Here is a 3,393-nt window from a genome sequence, read left to right as displayed (position 1 = left end):
GTTCCGGGGGCTCGGGTGGTGCCGGGCGCGGCAGGGGCCGTGGCCCCGAGCCGTCCGGAAAGAGGCGGTTCATCGACTACCCGCGCGCGGGCAGGCGCGGTGCGCGGCGCTGGATTCCGTCGTGGCGCCTGGTCAGCGGCCTCTTCCTCAGCTTCGTCGGCAGTCTGATGGCGGTCGCCGGCATCGCGTACGCGCTGGTGGAGGTGCCGGACGTCAACAAGGCGGCCGTTGCCCAGAACAACGTCTACTACTGGGCCGACGGCAAGCAGATGGTCGCCACCGGCGGCGAGCGCAACCGCCAGATCATCGACTACGACGACATCCCCAAGGAGATGCGCTTCGCCGTCATGTCGGCGGAGAACAAGACGTTCGAGAAGGACAAGGGCGTCGACCCGATGGGCATCGCGCGTGCCGTGGTCAACATGGCCAAGGGCGGGCAGACCCAGGGTGGCTCCACGATCACCCAGCAGTACGTGAAGAACGCGCGCCTGGGTGACCAGTCCCAGACGTTCAGCCGGAAGTTCAAAGAACTCTTCATCTCCATAAAGGTCGGCCGGACCGAACCCAAGGAAAAGGTCATGGCCGGCTACCTCAACACCGCTTACTACGGTCGAGGCGCCTACGGCATCCAGGCGGCCGCGCGCGCGTACTTCGACAAGGAAGCCAGGAAGCTGGACCCGAGCGAGTGCGCGCTCCTCGCGACGGTGCTCAAGGGCGCCACGTACTACGACCCGGCCGGTTACCCCGAGATCGACCCCGCGGCCAACGCCAAGGACAACACCGCGCGTGCCCAGAAGCGGTGGAAGTGGATCCTCGACGAGGAGGTCAAGGACGGCCGTCTCACCGCCGAGGAGCGGAACAAGTACAGGGACTTCCCGAAGCTGGAGAACCCGCGGTCCAACACCCAGCTGGCCGGCCAGACCGGTTATCTCGTGGACCTGGCGAAGGCGTACGTCATCCGCAACACGGACATCACCGCTGAGCAGCTTCAGCAGGGCGGCTACGAGATCCACACGACCTTCCAGAGGAAGAAGGTCGACGAGCTCGAGAAGGCCGTGAACAAGGTCCGCAAGGACAAGATCAACCCGAAGCTGCGTCCCGAGAAGGACACGCACGTCCAGTTCGGCGGGGCGTCGGTGGATCCCGAGGACGGCGCGATCAGGGCGATCTACGGCGGCGTCGACGCGACGAAGCACTTCACCAACAACGCCGACCAGACCGGCGCCCAGGTGGGTTCGACGTACAAGCCGTTCGTGCTGGCCGCCGCCTTCAAGTACGGCGTGCGCGATCCCGCCGGGCCGGAGATCCAGAGCGAGGCCCAGCGCACGGTAGTCAACCCGAAGAGCCTGTACAGCGGCAAGAACGAACTCAAGATCAAGAACTACAACGGGACGGTCTGGACCGACCGCGACGGCAAGCAGTGGAACCAGAAGAACGACGGGGACCAGTCGTACAACCCGCCGACCTACCAGATCGACCTTCGTGAGGCGATGCGGGAGTCGGTCAACTCGGCCTATGTGCAGCTCGGCATGGACGTCGGCCTGAGCAAGGTGAAGCAGGCGGCGATGGACGCGGGCCTCAAGGACGACAACTCCATGGCCAGCTCCAACTACCCGTCCTTCTCGCTCGGCACCTCCTCGCCGAGCGCGATCCGGATGGCCGGGGCGTACTCCACGTTCGCCGCCAGCGGCAAGCAGAACGATCCGTACTCGGTCACCGAGGTCGTGCACGAGGGCGACTCGGTCTACACGCATCCGAAGAAGACCAAGCGGGTGTTCTCGCGGGCGGTCGCCGACAACGTCACCGACGTGCTGCGGACCGTCGTCGAGAAGGGCACCGGCACCTCGGCCCAGCTGGGCAGCCGCCCGGTCGCGGGCAAGACGGGTACGACCGACGGCAACAAGTCCGCCTGGTTCGTCGGCTACACCCCGCAGCTTTCGACGGCCATCAGCATGTACCGGCTCGACGACAACGAGGCCAACAAGAAGCGCGAGTTCCTGGAGATGTTCGGCACGGGCGGCGAGGAGAAGATCCACGGCGCCTCGTTCCCCGCGAAGATCTGGCAGGACTACATGTCGAAGGCGCTCCGGGGCGAGCGCGTGATGGCCTTCCCCGTGCCGGACCCGATCGGCAGGGTCATCGGTGAGACGCCGCCTCCTGCGCCGAGCCCGACGGTGACCGAGGAGCCGGAGGACGAGCCGTCGTCGCCGACACCCACGGAGACGGAGACGACGAAGCCTCCCACGACGCAGTCACCCGAGCCCGAGGAGTCCTGCTCCCAGTGGGACTGGGAGTGCAACAACGCCGACGGTGGCGCCAACGGCGGTTCCGAGGACGGTGGGGCCGACGGTGGACCGGGCGGGGAATCACCGCCTCCCACGGTTGATCCGCCCGGCAACAGCAATGGGAACCACAACGGCGGAGGGATCTTCGGCGGCCCGACGGGCTGAGCAGACGCAGGGGCGTTCCGCCTGAGCAGACTCAGAGGGCGTTCCGCGGACGTTCCACGCGGATGTTTCACGTGAAACGAGGGCCGCCACACCGACCGGTGTGGCGGCCCTCTCCGTGTTCTCAGTCGCGTACGGCAGGATGGCGGGCATGCCCAGTGCAGACCGCAGCGCCGGCCCCGGCGCAGAGACGCCGAGCACACGCGTGCACGCGCCCGTGAGCCCGCAGGAACCGCCCGCGGTGCGGCCGACGAAGGAGGACGAGGTCGCCCGGGCCGGCAGCGAGCTGTTCGGCGGCCCGCTCGGCCGCAGAGCGATGGCCGCTGCCACCTGGTGGACTCCCGTACGCGTCATCGTGCTCGTCGCGCTCGGGATGTTCGCGCTCGGAATGGTCCAGAAGATGCCGTGCTACAACGGCGCCTGGTTCGTCGGCGCGAGTTCGCAGTACACGCACGCGTGCTACTCCGACATCCCGCACCTCTACGACGGACGCGGCTTCGCCGACGGCCTCGTGCCGTACTTCGACAAGCTGCCCGGCGACATGGAGTACCTCGAATACCCGGTCCTGACCGGGATGTTCATGGAGATGGCCTCCTGGGTGACACCGGGCAGCGGATCCATCCAGCACCAGGAGAAGATCTACTGGATGGTCAACGCGGGGATACTGATGGCCTGCACGGCGGTCGTCGCCGTCTGTGTCACCCGCACACACCGCCGCCGCCCCTGGGACGCGCTGCTCGTCGCCCTCGCCCCGGCCTTCGCGCTGACGGCCACCATCAACTGGGACCTGCTCGCCGTCGCCCTGACGGCCGCCGCGATGCTGATGTGGTCCCGCGGGCGCGTCGTCGCCTTCGGCGTCCTCCTGGGCCTCGCGACGGCCGCCAAGCTCTATCCCGTACTGCTGCTGGGACCGCTGCTGATCCTGTGCTGGCGGGCGGGGCGGGGG

General features: G+C 67.6%; 2 protein-coding genes. Both read left to right on the top strand.

The annotated features are described in order from the left end of the window. On the top strand, nucleotides 1–2,450 hold a 2,450-nt coding region (locus tag GKQ77_RS30230), incomplete at its 5' end, for a transglycosylase domain-containing protein (protein ID WP_258022232.1). 139 nt (nucleotides 2,451–2,589) lie between these two features. Next, nucleotides 2,590–3,393 (top strand): glycosyltransferase 87 family protein (locus tag GKQ77_RS30225; protein WP_372460027.1); only part of this gene is annotated, 804 nt, incomplete at its 3' end.

This window comes from Streptomyces anatolicus (assembly GCF_019400875.1).
Classification (GTDB): domain Bacteria; phylum Actinomycetota; class Actinomycetes; order Streptomycetales; family Streptomycetaceae; genus Streptomyces; species Streptomyces anatolicus.
This window is presented reverse-complemented; position numbering and strand designations above follow the sequence as displayed.